The organism is Streptomyces nodosus (assembly GCF_008704995.1).
In the GTDB taxonomy this organism is placed as follows: Bacteria; Actinomycetota; Actinomycetes; order Streptomycetales; family Streptomycetaceae; genus Streptomyces; species Streptomyces nodosus.
In genome coordinates this window covers 7525511-7544664 of record NZ_CP023747.1, presented here as the reverse complement: position 1 = coordinate 7544664, position 19154 = coordinate 7525511, and the positions used below count along the sequence as shown (strand labels likewise).

Annotated in this window: 13 protein-coding genes; 7 read left to right on the top strand and 6 right to left on the bottom strand. The window is 68.4% G+C overall.

Translation table 11 applies throughout. The features are described 5' to 3' along the window. Positions 1 to 156: 156 nt before the first annotated feature. From CP978_RS33625 to CP978_RS33615, 3 genes are all read right to left on the bottom strand, one after another. A complete protein-coding gene (locus CP978_RS33625; RefSeq protein ID WP_043447351.1) occupies positions 157 to 4428 on the bottom strand; it encodes a discoidin domain-containing protein in 4272 nt (1423 codons plus the stop codon). Positions 4429 to 4982: 554 nt separating this feature from the next. Next, entirely contained in the window at positions 4983 to 6059 is a 1077-nt protein-coding gene (locus CP978_RS33620) for a fatty acid desaturase family protein (protein ID WP_043447349.1), read from the bottom strand. Positions 6060 to 6158: 99 nt separating this feature from the next. After that, on the bottom strand, positions 6159 to 6620 hold the full coding sequence (locus tag CP978_RS33615; protein ID WP_043447346.1) for a MarR family winged helix-turn-helix transcriptional regulator: 462 nt from the start codon (positions 6618 to 6620) through the stop codon (positions 6159 to 6161). Between the two features lie 83 nt (positions 6621 to 6703). Between CP978_RS33615 and CP978_RS33610 the strand changes: the two genes are divergently transcribed. From CP978_RS33610 to CP978_RS33595, 4 genes are all read left to right on the top strand, one after another. Continuing rightward, positions 6704 to 8152, top strand: coding sequence for an FUSC family protein (locus CP978_RS33610; RefSeq protein WP_158508378.1), 1449 nt, complete (start codon positions 6704 to 6706; stop codon positions 8150 to 8152). A gap of 105 nt (positions 8153 to 8257) precedes the next feature. Beyond that, on the top strand, positions 8258 to 8953 hold the full coding sequence (locus tag CP978_RS33605; protein WP_043450248.1) for a TetR/AcrR family transcriptional regulator: 696 nt from the start codon (positions 8258 to 8260) through the stop codon (positions 8951 to 8953). 137 nt (positions 8954 to 9090) lie between these two features. Further along, positions 9091 to 10260 (top strand): FAD-dependent oxidoreductase, encoded by a 1170-nt coding sequence (locus CP978_RS33600; RefSeq protein WP_043447340.1) that lies wholly within the window; start codon positions 9091 to 9093, stop codon positions 10258 to 10260. A gap of 231 nt (positions 10261 to 10491) precedes the next feature. Next, positions 10492 to 11304: a hypothetical protein gene (locus CP978_RS33595; protein ID WP_174498707.1), complete on the top strand. Its 813-nt coding sequence runs from the start codon at positions 10492 to 10494 to the stop codon at positions 11302 to 11304. A 60-nt stretch (positions 11305 to 11364) separates the two neighbouring features. Here CP978_RS33595 and CP978_RS33590 read toward each other — a convergent pair whose 3' ends face one another. Continuing rightward, positions 11365 to 12576 carry a L,D-transpeptidase gene (locus CP978_RS33590; protein ID WP_043447338.1) on the bottom strand — a complete coding sequence of 404 codons (1212 nt, stop codon included), beginning with the start codon at positions 12574 to 12576 and terminating at the stop codon, positions 11365 to 11367. A gap of 258 nt (positions 12577 to 12834) precedes the next feature. Here CP978_RS33590 and CP978_RS33585 point away from each other — a divergent pair, with 258 nt between their 5' ends. Together CP978_RS33585 and CP978_RS33580 are read left to right on the top strand one after the other, a co-directional pair. Next, complete coding sequence (locus tag CP978_RS33585; protein ID WP_107070493.1) at positions 12835 to 13533, top strand: response regulator transcription factor; 699 nt, start codon at positions 12835 to 12837, stop codon at positions 13531 to 13533. Beyond that, positions 13523 to 15304: a sensor histidine kinase gene (locus tag CP978_RS33580; RefSeq protein WP_043447335.1), complete on the top strand. Its 1782-nt coding sequence runs from the start codon at positions 13523 to 13525 to the stop codon at positions 15302 to 15304. The genes CP978_RS33585 and CP978_RS33580 overlap by 11 nt, the downstream gene beginning before the upstream one ends. An 84-nt stretch (positions 15305 to 15388) precedes the next feature. On the opposite strand, the gene CP978_RS33575 is transcribed toward CP978_RS33580, so the two are convergent. After that, positions 15389 to 16477 carry an acyltransferase family protein gene (locus CP978_RS33575; protein ID WP_052454461.1) on the bottom strand — a complete coding sequence of 363 codons (1089 nt, stop codon included), beginning with the start codon at positions 16475 to 16477 and terminating at the stop codon, positions 15389 to 15391. 299 nt (positions 16478 to 16776) lie between these two features. Continuing rightward, positions 16777 to 17694, bottom strand: a complete 918-nt coding sequence (locus tag CP978_RS33570; RefSeq protein WP_043447332.1) for an aminoglycoside phosphotransferase family protein — start codon at positions 17692 to 17694, stop codon at positions 16777 to 16779. A gap of 342 nt (positions 17695 to 18036) precedes the next feature. Here CP978_RS33570 and CP978_RS33565 point away from each other — a divergent pair, with 342 nt between their 5' ends. Further along, positions 18037 to 19092 (top strand): ABC transporter substrate-binding protein, encoded by a 1056-nt coding sequence (locus CP978_RS33565; RefSeq protein ID WP_052454460.1) that lies wholly within the window; start codon positions 18037 to 18039, stop codon positions 19090 to 19092. The last annotated feature ends 62 nt before the right edge of the window (positions 19093 to 19154 follow it).

Here is a 19154-nt window from a genome sequence, read left to right as displayed (position 1 = left end):
CCCGGCCCAGGACTGTGGCTGACCCTGACTGACGGCAGGCCGGGCCGCAGAACAGCGTTCGGCCTTCGCTGTGCCGCGCCGGCTCCTCCAGTGCGCGACGACGCGGGGCCTCTCTCCTTGGAGAGAGGCCCCGCGCCCTTCGGTGCTGTTCGCGGTCTACTGGACGTTGATCTTGAATGTGCTGGTCGTGTTGCGGATGTCCTGGGCGTTGCCGCTCATCCGCAGGTTGCGGAAGGTGACTTCACCGACGGCGGGGCCCTGACCGGGTTCCGGGAGTTCGTTGGCCCAGATGCCGAACCCGGACTTGGCGTCGAACGCGTCCCCGCTCTTCTTGGAGTTGGTGATGGAGATGTCGGTGAAGATCGTGTCCTTCACCGGGAACTGCGGCTGACCGCCGACGTAGTTGGTCTGGAACATCACGCCTCCATAGGTGGAGTCGTCGATGTCGACGTCGTTGACACGGATGCCCTGGAAGACCTTGGAGGCGGAGAACGCCCAGATGGCCGGGAAGACCTGCGAGCCCCAGAAGTGGCCGCCCGTCCGTTCCAGGGAGACGTTCTCGATCGTCGTGGGCTCGGTCCCGAAGCCGTTCATCGCGTAGCCGAAGTCCAGCGAGGAGATCGTGATGCCGGAGTAGACCAGGGTGTCGGCGACTCGGATGTTGCGGAAGGTGTTGTTGTAGCCGCCGTAGACGGCGATTCCGGCGGCCCGCCAGGTGAGAGCGGACGTCAGGTTCTCGTAGAGGTTGTTCTTCTCGTCGGCTCCGCCCGCGTCGATCGCCGAGAAGAGGGCGAAGCTGTCGTCGCCGGTGGCCCGGGCGTCGTTGTTGACGACATGGTTGTCCGTGGAGCCGTTCGTCATGTTGATGCCGTCGGCGAACATGTCCCGGATGCGGGAGTTCTTGATGGTCATGTTGTCGGTGTTGGCGCCCCAGTAGAGGCACACCATGTGCTCGACCCAGATGTTGTCGATGGTGATGTCGGAGACATTGGAGAAGTCGAAGACCTTGCCCGGGCCGTCGATGCGGGACGTGTAGTTGCCGAAGTAGGCGAATCCGGCGAACGTCGAGCCCTTGGCGGTGGCGTCGGCCCGGAAGCCGACGTCGGTGTTCTCCTGCGAGGAGGGCGCGTGGAAGCGGGTGAACCACGGTCCCGCTCCGACGATCTTGATCGCCTTGCCGTAGACCTGGAACTTGCTGGAGGTCTCGTAGTCTCCGGCGGGCAGATAGACACCGACCAGCTTGCCCGTGGTGTCCATGCGGACCTTGTCGAGCGCGTTCTGCACGTCCTGGTGCGAGAAGCCGGCCGGGACCGCATAGGCGGCCGGGTCCGGGTTCGAGGCCGCGGTCGCCTGCTCGGTGTTGATGAAGTCGATGGCGTAGGTGGAGGTGTTGGCCGCGTCCTTCTGGAGCCGGATCTTGGAACCGGCCGGAACGGTCTTGCCGAGCAGCAGGTTCGCCTCGTCGTAGATGTGGCGGGGCGCACCGGAGCCGGGCGAGTTGCCGGGCGCGGTCTCGTCGCCGTACAGCCAGGCGTACTTCGAGGTCAGATCGACCGTCTTGAGGAACTGGCCGTCCACATAGACGTTCAGTGTGGTGTTGGTGCCGTCGGGGATGGAGAAGCGGGTCACCAGGGTGTTGGTGTCCGCGCGGGTGGTCCACTCGACGTACTGGCCGGTCGCACTGAGGGTGACCGCCTTGCGGCCGCTGGCCTCGCCGGCGATGTCGCCGATGGTCCGGTTCGGTCCGACGACCTTGGCTCCACCGCCGACCGTGCCGTCCTCGGCCTCGTACATGTCGTACGGCATGTCCGCGCCGCGGCCGACGAACAGGGGCTGTGTGGTGGTGTTGTTGGCCCGTTTGACCGGCAGTTCGTTGGCGTCGTCGGCGATGACGGTCTTGACGGTGTACTTGCCGTTGACGGCCGTCCACGAACCGAGGCTGACGGGTGCGGTCGTCTGACCGGCCGCGATCACGCCGTTGTAGGAGCCGGTCAGGGTCTTGACGGTGGCGCCCTTGGAATCCTGGATCGTCAGCGTCACACCGTGGGCACCCGAGGCCGAGTCCGTCGTGCCCTGGTTCTTGATAGCGACGGTGAACTTGACGTCGTCACCGTTCGACGCGCTGGACGGGGTCCATGAGACGGGCGCGGCGACCAGATCGGAGCTGGAGACCGGCTTGACGACGAGGGGGTCGGAGCGGGTGAAGACGTTGTTGGCCTCGTTCTGCTCGATGACCTTGTTCGACGGGTCCACCTCGGCGCCGACCGTGTAACTGCCCGCGTCCCGGGTGCCGATGTTCGCGGTGACCGTCGCCGACTGGCCGGCCGTGAGGGCCGGGACGTCCGCCGTGGCCACCTTTGTGCCGCCGAGCGTGAAGTTCAGGTCGGTGGCCTTCGACGCCTTGGTGCCGCTGTTGGTGACGGTCGCCGAGAGGCTGACGGCGTCCGTCTCCAGCGGGGCCGCGGGCGTGTTGGTGATGCCGGTGACCCTGAGGTCCGGGTTGGCGGCCGGGGTGCCGATCACCTGGAACTCAGCGACCTGCGCGCCCGGAGCGCCGGTGTTGGAGGTGAACTTCAGCTGGATGTCAGCGGCCGCGCCGGAGACCGGGATCGTCACGGTGTTGCCACTGGACGGGTTGAAGGTGTAGTCCTTCGCCGCCACGAGGCTCGTGAAGGCCGTCGCGTCCTGGTCACGGCCCAGCACCTGGATGTTCTGGGTGCGCGTGGACCAGGCGGGGTCCGGGTTGAGCTTGACGACGACCTGGCTGAGGTCGGCGTTGGCGCCCAGCCTGGTGGTGAGGGTGGCCGGGTATGCGCCGCCCGCGCTCTCCCAATAGGTGCTGATCTGGCCGTCGTTGGCGTTGGCGGCGGCATAGGTGAAGGTGTAGGAGGAGGCCTCGATGGGCTTGCCCTGAGCGAGGTCGGAGCCGGCACCGGAACCGGGCCGGGTGACGCTGTTGCTCGCCGCCGACACGTTCCCGGCGGCGTCCCTCGCCTGCACGTAGTAGGTGACCGTCGCCGCGGCCGACGGGGTGTCCGTGTACGTCGTGACGTCACCCGCCACGGACTTGAGGAGCTGGCCGTTGGCGTAGATGTCGTAGCCGGTGACCTTGACGTTGTCGGTCGACGCCTGCCAGGTGAGCTTCACATCGCTGCCGGACTGCGTGTAGGCGAGGTTGCCGGGCGCCGTGGGGGCCTGGGTGTCGCCGCTCGTTCCCTTGCGGGTGACGCTGTTGCTGTTGGCGGAGACATTGCCCGCGGCGTCCCTGGCCCGGACGTAGTACGTGATGTCGCTGCCGGCCGGCTGGGTGTCCGTGTACGTCAGGACGTTCCCGGCGACACTCGCCCGCAGCTGGCCGTTGGCGTAGATGTCGTAGCCGGTCACGCCGGTGTCGTCGGTGGCCGCGTTCCAGGTCAGCCTGATCTGGCCGCCGGCCGGCTCGGTGTAGTTCAGGTTCGTCGGCGCGGTGGGGGCCTGGGTGTCACCGGTGGTCGGTCCGTAGACCTCGAGCTCGGACACCTGGCCTGCGGGCCAGCCGGTGTTGGCGGTGATCAGCACGCGTACGTAGCGTGTCGTGACGGTGTCGAGGCTGATGGTCGCCGACTGGTCGTTGCCGCTGTCGAAGGTGTACGCCCGCGAGGCCGTCAGATCGGTGAAGTTCTGGTTGTCCGTCGAGCCCTGGATCTTGAGCGTCTGACTGCGGCTCGGCCATCCGCCGGGCAGCCGCAGGATCACCTGGTTCACCTTGACCGACGACCCGAGGTCGACCTGGAGCCACTGGGGGAAGGCGTTGTTCGTGCTCTCCCAGTAGGTGGCCCGGTTGCCGTCGCCTGCGTTGGCCGCCCCGTAGACGTCGGCGTGCCCGCTCTCGGTGAAGGTCTTGCCCTGGGCGAGGTTGGAAGTCGAGGCGGCGGCCGTGAAGACCTGCATCTCGCCGAGTTGAGCGGTGGAGGCGGCCGAGTTCTTGCTGAAGTCGGCGCGCACGTACCGGGCGAGGGTCGCCGGGAAGGAGATCTTGACCGTGTTGCCGTTGCCGGGGCTGAAGACGTACGGCGCCGACGACTTGAGCGTGGCGAAGCTCTTGCCGTCGGCGCTGCCCTGGAGGGCCAGTGTCTGCTTGCGGGTCTGCCAGTCGGCGGGCAGGCGCAGCACGACCTGGCGGACGCGCTCGGTCCGGCCGAGGTCGGTCTGCACCCACTGGGCGGACTTCTTTCCGGCCTGCCAGTAGGTGTCGGCGTCGCCGTCGGCGACATTGGCGGCCGAGTGGGTGCCGAGGGCACTGCCGGACGTGGCCGGGGCGTCCGAGGCGGCGTTGGGGCCGCCGGCCGCCTGCGCGCCGACGACGGGCAGGCCTAGCACCATGACGGTGGAGGCGAGCGCAGCAGTTGCTGCGCGCCGTCCCCAGGATCTCGGCTTGTGTCGAGTCATGCGGGGTCACTCCCTGCGGAGGTTCGCGCGCGCCGGAGGGGCGGCGAGGCGGCTCTTTCCTGGTTGGAGCGGTGGCGCGGTACGACAAGGCGGCGGGAGCTCTCCGTATGGAGGGAACGAACCCATACGGATTCCCATGCGCGACTTCTTGCAGCGTTCCATCGAAATATTGCAGACGACTGTGAGTGCGTCTACGGTCGCGGCGACACATTTTTCACCAGGCGCACCTTGGACCTCGACCAGGAATGGGGCTCCGGCTCGGATCCCGAGCCGGTCGGCAGGGCGGTGAGCCGGCAGCGGGCAGGGCCGTCGACATACGCCTCCTGAGCCTCAACGCCCCGCCCGGCACTCGGATCTGATGCTTCACTCCCTTACCCGGCACTCCCCCGAGGAGGCCCGGAACAGACTGCTGTCGTCTGATGCGGCGACTTCGGGAGCGGGCGGAGCGAGACCTTGCCCCCTACAGCGCAAGCGCACGCAAATAACGCAAGTTCTTGCGCAATGCTGCGAGTGCCGGGCGGATTCGGCGTCAGGCGGAGTCCCGCACAGCCGGGTCAGGACGCCTTGCGCTGCCGTCTGATGGGCTCCCCCGTCCGGTGCAGGTGGACAAGAGCCTCGCGGTAGGACTGGATGAGCCCGGTCTCGTGGTACGGCACGCCGATCTCCGCGCAGTATGCGCGCACGACGACTCGGGCCCGCCGCAGTTGAGGAGTGGGCATGCTCGGGAACAGATGGTGCTCGATCTGGTAGTTGAGCCCACCCAGCATCAGGTCGGTGAGCCGACCGCCACGCACATTGCGGGAAGTGAGCACCTGGCGACGCAGGAAGTCGGGTCGGTCGTCCCCGGTGAAGGTGGGCATGCCCTTGTGGTTCGGGGCGAAGGTGCTGCCGAGATACACACCGAAAAGGCACTGGTGCACGGCGAGGAACGCCACCGCCTTGCCCGGGGAGAGCACCAGGAACAACGCGGACAGGTAGGCCGTCATATGCAGGAAGAGCAGGCTTCCCTCCAGCAGGCGGCTCTTCATGAACGGCGAGCGCAACGCCCGCACGCTCCCCACGCGCAGGTTGAAGCCCTCCAGTGTCAGCAACGGAAAGAACAAGAACGCCTGGTGTCCGCCGATGAAGCGGGCCACACCGCTGCTGTTGCGGGCCTGCTCGGTGGACCACACCAGGATGTCCGGGGCGACGTCGGGGTCGAGTTCCTCATGGTTGGGGTTGGCATGGTGGCGGGTGTGCTTGTTCATCCACCAGCCGTAGCTCATGCCGATGCCCAGGTTGCCGAAGAGTTGGCCCCAGATCGCGCTGGTGCGGCGCCGCCGGAACACCTGCCGGTGTGCCAGATCGTGGGCCACCAGCGCGATCTGACCGAAGATCAATGCCATGAAGACGGCAACCGTCAACTGCCACCAGGAGTCGCCCAGCGCGACGAAGGCGGCCCAACCCGCCGCCAGCAGCCCGATCACCAGACCGAGCCGCACCGTGTAGTAGCCGGGGCACCGCCCCAGCAGTCCCGCCTCGGTGATACGCCGGGACAACCGGGCGAAGTCGCTGCCGGCGTCGGGGGCGGATCTACGGGGATGCAGGGCGGGCGGTGCGGTCTCGACCGAGGTGTCGGGGGAAGTCGTCATGCAGCGAGTCTGGCAACGGCCGTCCCGCCGGGACAGCCTGTCAACTGCAGGTCTCCTCGGGGGCAGACCCCCCGCCACCCCAGGGGGTTTTCACCACCCTCACGCCTCTGAGCTGGGCCTTTCCGGGCGAGCAGTCACCGCGGGCCTGTCGGCGAGTTGGTTCATCAAGCGACCGGCCAGAACGAGGACCTGCTGTTCGGTCTCGGTCAGTGCCTCCATGGCCCCTGTCAGCCATGCCTCGCGCTGCGCCAGGTCCTGTGCCAGCGCGCTCCGTCCGGCATCCGTGATGGCCAGCACCGAAGCACGACGGTCCTGCTCCGAAGGCGCTCGGGTGATCAAACCCTCCGCTTGCAACTCGGCGAAGGTCCTGGTCAGGGACTGCGGATGCTGACACTCCACCAGCGCGATGGCGCCGGGAGTGCTCGGCCCTCGGCGCCTCAGGTGTCCCAGGACGCTGATCTTGTTCGAGCTGAGGGCTCCAGCCGGCCTCTCATGGCGCAGCCGCGAACCGAGCCGCAGGACCCCTTGAAGCAGCGCGTGGGTGGGAGTGGTGTCATCCATGCCTGCAATAGTAAGCGATGACGTACTACATTGGCGACATCGAGTCGCATGCAGTGGCCCATCCTCACCCGACAGGCAGGAAAATGCTACGCAAGACGTACGAGCTATTGCTGTTGATGTTCTCGATCCTGCTCTCCTCCACCTCTGCCGCAGCGCTGGCCCGCCTGGCGGATGTGCCCCCGGCTGCGCTGGTCGTTCCGGGTGTGATCTTCGCCTTCACGCTCCTTCGGCGGCCCGGCGGAGAACCGGTGCGGGAGCAGATCGGGAGCGCTGTCCTGTTCTCGGTGACGGCCGGGACGAGTGTGTGGCTGGGATCGCAGATGTCGCCCCACCCGGTGATCGGCGCGGTGGTGTTCGTCGCCTTGATGACCGCCTCCGTCTGGACGCGGCGCTTCGGACCGATGGCGACCCGACTGGGGGCGATGGTGCCGCTGGCTCTGCTCGCTTCTCTGTTCACCACCGGCGGCGTGGAACAGGTGCCCTGGTGGCCTCGGTCCGGTTGGGCGGCGCTGGTCGGTCTGCTGGCCTTCTGCTGGGTCCATGTCCTGCGACGGGCCGGCCAGCGCCTGCTCCGCCTCCCCCGGCCGGAACCGCGCGCGGCGGCCTCGCACCGGCAACGAGCACGCAGGGGACCTTCCGTCAGCACCCGCATGGCCGCGCAGACGGGCCTCTCACTCGCCGTCGCCTTCACGGCCGGACACTTGCTGTTCGGGGAGCACTGGCAGTGGGCGGTCCTGAGTGCCCTGGTCGTCAACCTGGGGACGATCGGACGTGGGGATCTGGCTCTGAAGGGAGTGGAGCGGGGTGCCGGGGCAGTCCTGGGAACCCTGTTCGCCACCGGCCTCACCGTCCTGCTGCATCCGCACGGCTCGGCCTCCGTCGTGTTGATCTGCGTCGTGCCGGCCGCCGCGACGCTGGTGCGGCAGCACAGTTACGCCGGCTACGCGGCCTGTATGACCACCACGATGTCGCTGTTGTACCGCTACTACGGCGAGTCCGCGGAGCAGTTGCTGCTCATCCGGTTGCAGGCCCTGATGGTGGGGGCGGTCCTTGCGGTCGCTGTCGGCTGGCTGCTGCTGCCCGTACGGGCTGGTGACGTGGTGCGGGGCCGGATCGCCGCCGCACTGGCAGGGCTCGCCGCCGTTCTCGAGGCACACCGCAAAGGCTCCGACACGGTGGCCCCGCTCAGGAGGTTCGAGGCCACCGTCCGTGAAGTGCACAGCAGTGCCCGGTCGTTGTGGCTGCACAGGAGGATGCTGCACCTGATGGGCCGTCGGCGGACGACGCCGCACCGCACGGCACCGGTGGAGGCCCTGGTGAACTGTCTCGAACCCCTGCGCGCCCTGACCGCCGCGCCGGGGAACCTTCCCGGCGCGGCGGCGACGGCAGCCAATGTCGCTGTCATACGGCGCAGCCTCGCCGCGCCCGAGGTTCCGTCGCCCGGCCTGCGGCCACCCTCCCCCGAGCCGCCGCTCGCAGCTCTCGACACAGCCTTGGAACGCCTGGCCGAAGGACTTCCCGCCCTGCGGTGAACCGGGCGCGACGGGGCACACGTTGCCCGATGCGGCACTGGCGTGGGTGCGCGGGTGAAAGGCGGAGCAACCATGTCCGACGAACGCGTTCGTTACGATCGGGGCATGACTCCCCAGCGAGAACCGATCAGCCGCCGTGAACGTCCCGCCAAGCCCGCCCTGACCCGACGGGGGATCATCGACACCGCCGTGCGGATCATGCGCTCCGAGGGACTGGAAAAGGTGACCATGCGCCGCCTGGCGCAGGAGCTGGACACCGGCCCGTCCTCGCTGTACGTCTATGTGTCCCATACCGCCGAGCTGCACGCGGCCGTCCTGGACGCGCTGCTGGGCGAGGTCGACCTGGCCGTCAGCGACGCCGGAACCGGCTGGCGCGATCAGCTGGTCGCGGTGCTCACCTCATACACCCACGTCCTGTACCAACACCCGCAGCTGGCCCGCTCGGCTCTTGTGGCACGCCCGAGCGGCGAGAACTATCTGAACCTCGTCGAGCGTGTGCTGAGCCTGCTCTCCCGCAGCGGCGCGCCCCAGGGGCAGATCGCCTGGGGAGTCGACAAGCTGCTGCAATACGCCACGGCCACTGCCGCGGAGCACGGGACGCAGGAGCACTCCCCCGGGTTCCAGGACGACTGGAACGCCCTCATCCACGCCGCGCACACCGTGCAGGAGGCCACCCATCCGATGATCAAGGGACATATGCCCGCCCTGCTCGCCGGTTCGGCCGAGGACCGGCTGTCCTGGGGCTTCGATGTTCTGATCAACGGCATCCTTCATACGCCTCTCCCCGGCACCGCCGGCTGAACGGCCGCGCCCCGGCACCGTCTCGTCGACACCCTGACCCCTGCCTGCCTTCTTCGGCAGTTCGACGAACTTGTTCGTAACGAACACGTTCGCTACGGTGGGCTTGTCGGAACAGCACCCAGCCTGGGAGATACGAGATGACGACCCACCACCCCATCGCGATCGTCGGCGGAGGTCTCGGCGGTCTCACCGCCGCCCGGGTCCTGCACGTCAACGGCATCGAGGCGACCGTCTTCGAGCTGGAGGCATCGGCGCACGCCCGCGCCCAGGGCGGCATGCTCGACATCCACGAGGAGAACGGCCAGAAGGCCCTGCACGCCGCCGATCTGTACGAAGGCTTTCGCAAGATCATCCACAGCGGTGGGCAGGCACTGCGCCTGGTCGGCCCGGACGGCACCGTCCATGTCTCCCACGAGGACGACGACACCGGGGGCCGCCCCGAGGTGGACCGGGGAGAGCTGCGCGAGTTGCTGCTGGCGTCCCTCCCGCACGGCACGATCCGCTGGGGCAAGAAGGTGAGCGGCGCCCGCCCGCTGGACGACGGACGCCACGAGGTGACGTTCGCCGACGGATCCACCATCACCACCGACCTCCTGATCGGCGCCGACGGCGCCTGGTCGCGCATCCGTCCGCTGCTCTCGTCGGCCCGGCCCGCCTACACCGGCATTTCCTTCGTCGAGACCGAGCTGCTCGACGCCGACACCCGTCATCCGGGCAGCGCCACCCTCCTCGGCGGCGGATTCTTCATCTGCCTCGGTGATCAGCGCGGCTTTCTCGCGCACCGGGAGACCGACGGCAGCCTCCACGTCTACACCGCGCTCAGGGCTGCCGAGGACTGGCTGGACACGATCGACTTCGGCGACGACGCCGCTGCCAAGGCCGCGCTTCTGTCCCACTTCGACGGCTGGGACGAAAACCTGCGTGCCCTGCTCGCGGACGCCGACGGTGCGCTCGTCCCCCGCCGCGTCCACGCCCTGCCCGTCGGGCACCGCTGGGACCATGTCCCGGGCGTGACCCTGCTCGGCGACGCCGCACACCTGATGTCCCCCTTCGCCGGGGAGGGCGCCAACCTGGCCATGTTCGACGGAGCCGAACTCGGCCAGGCGATCGCCGCCCACCCCGGCGACGTGGAGGCGGCCCTGGCCGCGTACGAGGAAGCGCTCTTCCCACGCAGCGAAGCATCCGCCGCCGAGTCCGCCACCAGCTTGGAGATCATGTTCGGCGAGCGGGGCCTCGAGCGAATGGTCGAATTCTTCACCTCTCACCAGGAAGCCGGGCCCACGGCAGGTGCCGACGAAGGTCGCTAGTGCTGTGACGAGCGGACGCACAGCACCAATCGGCACAGCCCGGCGGAGGCGGTCGGCCGCTGAGGGGCATCAGGACCCAGCAGGGCCTCGCGAAGGGCCCGTTCGAGGAAAGCAGCACGCACTCACGGTCTGACGAGATCCTTAAAAGTGTGCTCCAAGGTGAGGCCATGTCCACGGGTGACGCCGGTCGGCCGCCCGTGCTTCCGCTGTCTTCGCCGTACGGAGTACTCCATGCGTTCACCCGTGTTCTGCATACGTCTGTCCATCGCCTGCGGGGCCGCCGTCTCGATGCTGTCGGGGTGCGCCACCGCCGGGGGCCCGGGCCCCACGGGTCAGGTCGTCGTCGCGGCCGAGGGGAAGGACGCGAACGCGTCGGCCGACTCGCCCCAGGCCGTCGTCCCGCCCCCGGCAGATACGGCCGGCTCGGCCTCGGCGCACAAGGAAACCGCGTCCGTGTCCGCCGGGCTGCCCGGTGTGGGGCCGCAGACGTCGGCTTCGATTCCCGAGGAGAGCAGGCAGGTCGTGCTCGTCACCGGGAACGGCGTCAACTCCTCGGAGTCGACGGTGGTGTTGTACGACCGCACCGCCTCGGGATGGCAGCCCGGGAGCGTCTGGAAGGCGCACAACGCCCTCAAGGGCTGGACCGAGGACCACCACCTCGACGATCTGCGCTCGCCGATCGGGGTGTTCGAGCTCACCGATGCCGGCGGTCTTCTGCCGGACCCCGGGTCCCGGCTTCCGTACAGCCGCTCCAACGCTTTCACCATCGGCGGGACCGGATTCGCGGGTGAGTCGCTGGCGGGCTCCTTCGACTATGTCGTCGCCATCAACTACAACCGCAAGGCGGGCACTTCACCGCTCGACTGGACCCGGCCCCTCGGTGCGGAGCGGGGCGGTGGAATCTGGCTGCATGTGGACCACGGCGGTCCCACCCATGCCTGTGTGAGCCTGGAGAAGGCCCATATGAAGGCGTTGCTGCTGGCGCTGGATCCCGGGCGGCATCCCGTGATCGTCATGGGCGACGCGGGCTCACTGGCCCGCTGAGCACGCGCGGTCCGGTGGCGACGGGGCCAGGGTCCTGGCGCCACCGGACCGCGCGGTGTCTCAGTGCGCGGCAGAACCCGCCTGCCAGTCGGCCCAGGACATGTTCCAGCCGTTCAGACCGTTGTCGGGGGCGATCGTCCGGTCCTTCGAGTTCTTCACGATCACGACGTCTCCGATCAGCGACTGGGAGTAGAACCAGGCGCCGTCCCGCGCCGCGTCGCCGCCGCCCTGTGCGTCCTTGAGTCCGATGCAGCCGTGACTGATGTTGGACCGCCCGAAGACCGAGTCGGCTCCCCAGTAGTTGCCGTGGATGAAGGTGCCGGATGCCGACAACCGCATGGCGTGCGGCACGTCCGGGATGTCGTACTGTCCCGCGAAGCCGACCGTGGCCCCGTTCATACGGGTCTGGACGAGCTTCTCGGAGACGACCATCTGCCCGTTGTAGGTGGGGGATTCGGGCGCGCCGGCGGTGATCGGCACGGTACGCAGGGGCTTTCCGTCCCGGCTGACCTTCATGGTGTGTGCGGCGGCGTCGACGGTCGAGACCTGACTGCGTCCGACGGTGAAGGTGACGGTCTTGTTCTGATACCCGTAGGCCCCGTCCGCGCCTTTGACTCCGTCGAGTGCGATCTTCACGCTGACGGTGGAGTGGGGCTTCCAGTAGTCCTGCGGCCGGAAGTCGAGACGCCGGTCGCCGAACCAGTGGCCGACGACGGGCCGGCCGCTGCTGGAGCGTACCGTGATGGCCTCCTCCACGGCCCGCTTGTTCGCGATCGCCTTGTCGAACGTGAACGAGACGGGCATGCCGACCCCGACGGTCGATCCGTCGTCCGGGGTGAAGGTCCCCACAAAGCGCTCGCTCTCGCGCAGCGTGGTGAACGACGCCTTCTCGGTGGCGTCACGGCCGTCCTCCGAGGTCGCCGTGGCCACGAGTGTGTACCGGCTGTCGTAGTCGAGATCCCCGACGGGCGTCCAGCTGAGCCGGTCGGGGCTCATCCGGCCCGGGACGGTGCGTCCGCCGGTGGAGAGCACCACGTCCCGAAGGGTTCCGCCCCGCACGGTGACACGACCGCTGCGCCGCACGGAAGCGTGACTCTGACCGTCCGTCACCGCAAGCACGATCCGGGAGCCGGGCCTCTTGCCGGGTTCCGTGCTGCCGGCTGCGCCGGCCGAGGCGGAGTTGTCGTCGGCCCGGCTCCCTCCGTCGGTGCCGCACCCGGCGAGGAGCGTCGCCAGAACGACGGGTATGGCGGCTGAGGTGGGCCATCGCATGGAATGCACGGGATCTCCGGTCTGCGTCAAGCGGAAGGACGAACATGGACGGGCCCGGACGGCGGAAAGCCCTGCGCGGATGCACGGACGACGCCCGCGGCCGACCAGGGCCGCATGTCACGCGTTCGTGCGTCGACCACGCCGCACTCGCCGTCGGGCACGGCCACAGGGTGGCAGGCGGATTTCAGGAAGTTGTCAGGATGCGAGATACCACTCTTTCCATAGAATCCGCAGGTCAGCACGGTTAGAGTCAGCGCCGTGTGCGCACATATCCTGGTTGCCGAAGACAATGAGCTGCAGTCCGCACTGATCCGACGACTACTGCTGTCGGAGGGTCATGAGGCGGTCGTGGTGCACGACGGCAGGGCCGCCGTCGACGAGGCGCTGAAACGGATTCCGGACCTGATCGTCCTCGATGTGATGCTCCCCGAGATCGACGGCATCGGCGTCTGCCGCGCTCTGCGGCGCCACCACGACATTCCCGTGCTGATGCTCACCGCTCGTTCCACCGAGGAGGACGTCCTCGCCGGCCTGGACATCGGTGCGGACGACTACATGACCAAGCCCTACAGCCCCCGGGAGCTCCTGGCCAGGATCCGCAGCGTGCTGCGCCGGACCCAGCGCCACGGCGACGGCGGCGACCGCGCGCTGCGGGCCGGTGACATCACGGTGGACCCGGTGCGGCACGAGGTCAGATGCGGGGGCCGGATCGTGCTCTGCACCCCCGGCGAGTTCGAGATCCTGCTCGCCATGGCCGCCGAGCCCGGCCGGGTCTTCTCCCGGCAGCAACTGCTGCAGCACTCCAGCGGCTTCGACCGTGCGTCGACCGAACGGGCGGTGGATGTGCACATCATGAACCTGCGGAAGAAGATCGAATCGAATCCCCGTAAACCGGTGCGTCTGCAGACCGTGTTCGGTGTGGGGTACAAGCTCGTGGGCGGCCGCGGTGCTTCCTGAGGTTCCTCTCCATCGCAGCCTGCTCTTCCGGCTGCTGCTCACCTCGGTGGTCATCGCGGTCTGTTCGGTGGCCGCCACCGCCTGGCTCGCCGTGCAGACCACGACCAGGGCCGTGACCGAGGCCCGCGGCCACGTCCTGTCCGAGGACACGGACATCCTCCGGCGTCTGAGCGGATTCGCCGCCACCCACCCCCGCTGGGACGGTGTCCAGAGCGTCGTCACCGAGCTGTCCCGCACCACAGGCCGCCGAATCTCCCTCACCACGACCGGCGGGGACGTGATCGCGGACTCGGCCTCGCAGGGCGTTCGCCCGTCGACCCAGGCGTCGGCGATCGTGGATCCGCTCCATGTCGACACCTACACCTCGCCCGGGGCGCAGCTCGGCGGAATCGATCCGCGTGCGGTGGGGCCCTACCTGCTGTCCGACAGCGAACGGGCCCAGCTACGCACCCTCGCCGACGAACGCCTCGCCTGCCTGCGAAAACAAGGACTCGACGGTGACATCGAGGAGACGCCGAGCGGCCGTCCCCGAGTGAACAGCGCCGCCGAGGTCCCATGGCAGTGCGCCGACGGCAAACTGAACACCCCCACGTCCGGCGAACTGGCGGCGCTGAACGAGCTGAACAAGTTCTTCCAGACGTGCCTGGGCAGCCACGACGCGTTCCTCTCGCTACCGGGATCCGAGCGGGAGGCCTACGTCCACAGCAAGCGCATCGACGAGAAATACGACGAGAAGGCCCGCAACTGCGCGGACGAGTCGCGTCGCCGGCAACTCGGCCCCTATGTGGCACCGGCGGCCGAGCTGTACCTCGGGGACGTCTCACGCAGCGACCCGCGCTTCGACCTCTCGACCGCCAACAAGATCAAGGTCATCGGCGTCACGGGGCTGATCCTGGTTCTCACCATCGCCATCACCTCCGTGGTCGCCGTCCGGCTGGTACGCCCACTTCGGGTTCTCGCGGCCGCCGCCCAGCACCCCGCCGATCAGCACATCCGGGTGCCCGTCACCACCCGGGACGAGACCGGATACCTCGCTGCCGCGTTCAACGAGTTCACCGCGCGCCGCGAGCGTCTAGAGGCGCAGCGCAAGGCCATGGTCAGTGACATCGCCCATGAGCTGAGGACACCCCTCACCAATATCCGCGGATGGCTGGAGGTCACCCGGGACGGGATCGTGGAGCCCGACCCCGCGCTCATCGCCAGCCTCCACGAGGAGGCGCTCCTGCTGCAACGCGTCGTCGACGACCTCCAGGACCTCGCCGCGGCCGATGCCGGCACGCTGAAGCTGCACCGCGAACTCCTGTCGGCCGGCGAACTCCTCTCCCATGTCGCCGCAGCGCACGGAGCGCAGGCCGAGGCATCGGGCATCACCCTGCTCCAGCAGGTGCCCGACGGCGTTCAACTGGACGCGGACCCGGTCCGGATGCGCCAGATCGTGGGCAACTTGGTGTCGAACGCCATCCGTCACACTCCGGCGGGCGGCACGATCACCCTCACCGCCGAGCAGACCGACGACCATGTCCTACTCACGGTGCGCGACACCGGAAGCGGCATCGCCCCGGGGGATCTCCCGCACATCTTCGACCGGTTCTGGCGGTCGGAGAAGTCACGCAGTCGGCGGACCGGCGGAAGCGGCCTGGGGCTGGCCATCGTGCGACACCTCGTCACCGCCCACGGGGGCACCGTCACGGCCATGAGCGACCCGGGCGTCGAAACGGCGTTCACCCTGAACCTGCCGAACCCGCAGCGAGCGGAGCAGCACCGGGAGTGAACGCCGAGGCATCCCCCGGTCAGCTGCCTCCGGAGTGGAAGCACCTCAGTCATGCCTGGGGTCAATGAAGCAAGTGGGCGCGGACTACCGGATGCCGTTCCGCGGTCCGCGGATCATGGTTTTCCACGATCTGTTCCGCTTGAAGGGCATCTCGAAGATCCGGGAGAACAGCCATGCGCCGAGCACCGAGACCGGCAGGGCCAGGATGAGCGTGAACCAGAACGTGGGCAGGCCGGGCGAGACGAAATGCGGGGCTGCCCGGCGGATCACGGCCATGACGATCGGCAGATGGATCAGGTAGAGACTGTAGGAGAAACCACCGAGACTCCGGACAGGTCGCGCGGTCAGGAGCCGTACGAGGATGGCGGGCCTGCCGGTGGCGACCGCGGCAAGCAGCATCGTCATGGCCGGAGCAAGGGCGAGGTCTATCCAGAAGTAGTGGTTCACCGTCCACACAGAACCCTGGATGAACCCGAGAGCGAGGACAGGCAGAGCGGCCAGTACGGCGAACCACCCCCATGGCAAGCGCTGAACTCGGTCCGAGGCAGCGACGATCCCTGCGCCCAGCATGCCTGCGACGAACACGGGAGCGAGATGGGGAGTGAGCCAGTTGTCACCCTCCACGGGGGACGCGCCGGCCGCCATCAGCCCATGGGCGATCACCGGAAGCGTCACGCATGCGGCCAGGACCGCGGCGCTGAACCGCCGCCGGACAAACAGGAGGAGGGGAAAGAGGAGATAGAGTTCGGTCTCCACTCCGATCGACCAGAACGCTCCGTTCGGAGTCGGGGCGGTGAACATGTCCTGAGCGACGAGGCCGTACACCAGAATGGACGCGCCGGTGGGCGGGCCGTAATGCGAAGCCGGTACCACGAACCAGGAAATGGCCAGGCTCATGGCCAGCGCCGCCCAATAGGGAGGCAGGATGCGCCAGGCGCGTCGCCGCAGGAACGGGGCGACGCCCTCCGACCGCCAGCCGTGACGCGTCGGCGAGATCGCCAGGGAGAAGCCGGACAGCACCAGGAAGAAGACGACGGCGACGCGCCCGAACATCAGCACATCCAGCCACGCGGGCGCCGAACTGTCGGGGTAGCCCGGGAACGTGTACAACCAGCAGTGGAACAGGACCACATACAGTGCCGCCAGGCCGCGAAGGCCGTCCAGACCCCGCACATGCCGATGGACCGGTGCTCCGCTCGCCCTCTCCTCCTGTCCTGCCGACGCGGTCGAGACGAGAGCGCCACCGACCGGGCGGCTCGAAGCCACTGAAATCGTTCATCCCCTTCTCCGGGCAGCGCGCGTCCCGAACTCCGCCGGCCCGTTTCCCCGGCAGGACGCCAGGTGGCACGGCGCCACCCACCCGCAGTGGGTGATACGTGGCATCCGGCTGAGCAGTTCAGCAGACAGCCGAGAAGACCGCCGGTCGGTCGACACCTGCGCTTCTCATTCACCTCACCGCACGGGGTGCTTGATCACTGGTGTACCGATGCGGTGAGGCGTCGCAGTGCGGCGTGGGCGGGCGGGCCCCAGGTCGGTTTGCCTCCGGGGCGGCCGTGAACGCCGGCGTCCCCGATGTGGATGCCGCTGAGAGCGCGCAGCACCGCCCAGCCGCGGGCGCGGCGCAGGGTCGCGGTGTCCGGGCTCGGCCGGTAGGTCTCGTGGAAGTGGTCGACGGCGCCGTCCGGCAGCAGGACCCAAGCGGCGGCGAGGTCGCAGGCCGGGTCGCCGGCGAAGAGGTCACCGAAGTCGATCACGCCGGAGAAGGTGCCGTTCGTGGTCAGGATGTTGGCCGGATGCAGGTCGCCGTGGAGCCAGAGGCGTGGGCCTTCCCACTCGGGCGCGGCGGCGGCGTCCTCCCAGACCACGCGAACGGCGTCCGGTTCGCGGATCAGCCCCCTCTCGGTGGCCGAGGCGAGCGCCTGGGTGAAGTGTTCGGCGGTGTCGGCCAGCGGTCCCCCGCGGTCTCGGCCGGTCGGCGCCCCGTCGGGGGCGGGGCGGTGAAGAGCGGTCAGGAAGGTGGCCAGGGTGACGGCCGCCTCCGCGCCGCGCGTCGCCGGGGCGCGGTCGGCAGGCTCGCCGGGTACCCAGGTGGTGACGAGCCAGGGCCGTGGAAAACGTTCGGATGGCTCACCAAGGCGCTGCGGGACGGGGATCTGCAGAGGAAGGTGCGGGGCGAGGAGGGGCAGCCAGGCGTGTTCCTTGCGCAGCAGGGCGTCCGCGGACTGTGTCGCCCAGGGCAATCGGACGGCGAGGTCGTCGCCGAGCCGCCACACCTGGTTGTCCCAGCCGAGCGCTCCGAGCTTCACGGGGCGATCCGCCAGGTCGGGGTGCTGCTCGCGCAGCAGATCCCGGATCAGATCCTCGGTGATGTCCCTCTCGGTGGCTGTCATGTGGAGCAACGGTAGCCGGGGGGGACACCCTAGGCGGCGTCGCCGCTGCCCCGATGCGCCGCCTCGTCAGGATCACCGCGGGCGCGTCGGCCCAGCTCAACGCCTTCCCTGCCTCATAGGCCTCTTGTGCGCAGCTCTCCCGATGTTTTCGGCCATGGATGCGGGCGCCTCGTCGCGTGGACGGTTCGTTAAGTGATCAATCCATCAGCAGACAGTTTGTTCATTGTGGACCACCCGGGGGTTCGCCAGGATGACGTCACGGAACAGCGGATGTCTTCCGTCTGACCTGCACCGATCCCTGGCCTTCTCGCATTGTTCGTTGACGCCCCGTGGAGGATTCGGATGGACCCAGCACGTATATTTCCCGGAGCCCCCGCGCGCCGTGACGTTCTCCGGCTGTTCGGAGCCGGCGCCGGGCTGTTGGCCGCCGGCGGACTACTGACGGCCTGCTCGGACGGCTCTTCCGGCGGAAAGTCCGCCGACGGCTCGCTGAAGATCAACGACCAGCTCGGCTGGCTGAAACTCACCCAGTTCGGCGGGTTCTACGCCGCCGAAGTGAAGGGGTACTACAAGGCGGAGAAGCTCAGTACGTCGTTCACCGCCGGTGGCCCCAACATCCTGGCCTGGCAGCAGGTGGCCTCCGGCAAGTCCTTCACCGGGGACGACGACAACACCAATGTGCTGGTGGCCGTCGCCAAGGGCCAGCCCCTCGTGATCTACGGAGCGATCTTCCAGACCTCGCCCTTCTCGATCATCAGCAAGGCGGACGACCCGATCACGTCGATCGAGGACTTCGCCGGCCGGACGATCGCCGTCACCGAGGCGTCACGGCAGCAGTTCGAGGCGCTGGTGAAGAAGGCCGGCGTCAAGGACGTCCGGTTCATACCCGCCGGAACCGACCCGACCCAGCTCACCACCGGGCAGGCGTCCGGCTACTCCGGCTACGCCACCTCCCAGGCGGTGGCGCTCAAGCGGCAGGGCGTGGACGTCCATGTGCTGTACCTGGAGGACCTCGGCGTCCCCAGCTACGGAAACGTGCTGATCACGACCCGGGACCACCTGGAGAAGCAGCACGACGAGCTGGTGCGGTTCCTGCGCGCGACGATCAAGGGCTACGAGTACATGAACGCCCACCCCGACGAGATCGGGCGGCTCGTGGCGACCAAGTGGAACACCGGCGGCCTCAAGCCCGAGGAGGAGGCCGCCACCGCCCGGTTCCAGAAGGACCTCATCACCTCGCCCAAGGGTGTGCTCCAGGTCGACCCGGCCAAGATGCAGAAGATCATCGACCAGCTGGTGAGCGTCGGCACGATCGGCAAGAAGCTGAAGGCCGCGGACGTGGTGGACACCTCCGTCCTCGAAGCCGCCTACGGCGGGCGTACCTCCCTGCTGACCTGAGCCCGATCCCGTCCGGCCGTACCCGGCTCGCCCCGTCCCGGCCCGCGACACCTCGGCGGGCC